General features: G+C 46.4%; 1 pseudogene. It reads right to left on the bottom strand.

Annotated features, from left to right (window positions below):
• Window positions 1–56: 56 nt before the first annotated feature.
• Window positions 57–999: pseudogene (locus F6K49_RS52325) on the bottom strand (IS5 family transposase).
• Window positions 1,000–1,071 lie beyond the last annotated feature (72 nt).

Below are 1,071 nucleotides of genomic sequence, written 5' to 3'. Positions count from 1 at the left end.
GGCTTTGTTGCATGAATGATGAAGGGGTCAAAATGCTCCCCCTCTCAGGAGCAGTTTTAAGCATTATGGGCATAGCTATCAGGCATACCCAAATGGGTCATAGGATTGAGGGCAGCACAAGCAAGTAAAAGTTCTACAGCCTGGGGGTCGTTGGTACGACGAGAACAACGATTACCAAAGATAAGCTTGAAACGAAACATGGCCGTCTCCGATCATGAGCGACGGTGATAGCCACTCTCTTGTTTCCATTGGCTTCGACCCACTTTTTCAATACGTACTAGGTTCTGATTGCGTGGATGATGCTCTCCTTCTTTTGGCCAATATTGGGCATCATGACGTGGGGGAATATTAGCCTGAGCACCTCTTTTTTTAATGGCATCGTAGCACTTGCGTTTGTCATAAGCTCCATCGGCGGACACTGCTTCAATCTCTGATTCGATGGCATCTAACACATCCGATAGAGCCTCCGAGTCACTGAGATTATTCGTACTCACTACCGCACCAAGTATTTCCCCTGTGCTCTGATCTACCCCTAAATGCAGTTTTCGCGCCTTTCGACGTTTGCTGATTCCATGTTGACGTACTTTCCATTCTCCCTCTCCATAAACTTTGATTCCGGTTGAATCCACTACCACATGCCGTGCTCCCTTCCGTTCTTAACCGGGCATTGCCACACTTAATTTCCCCAGCCGTCTCGATACTGTGGAGTGGTCTGGTACTTCTAAGTCTACTCCCATTAAACCGAACTTTGATTCCATCAATCCTTGGGTTTGACGCCCTGGTAAATTCAACACTGACCCCATGGTACTCATGGTAGCTATGGCTAAGTCACTGTATTTGCGGGATGCTCCTCGTTTCCCTGTCTTTTGGGGATTCCACCATCTTTTAAGTACCTCATCATCAATCGGTGAAGGTCAGACTACCACGGTTTAAGAGCGCTGCGTTGTACTTACTCCAATTCAATATCTTATATTTGGTCTTGGCGGTTGCTTCTGTCATGGCTAAGGGGAAGCTCTATTTTTCTCTCTATAGATTATCTCACTCAACTCATACTCTTTATGCAACAAAGCC

Source organism: Moorena sp. SIO3I6, from assembly GCF_010672095.1.
Note: the sequence above shows the minus strand (reverse complement) of the source record. Positions and strands in the feature narration are given on the sequence as shown.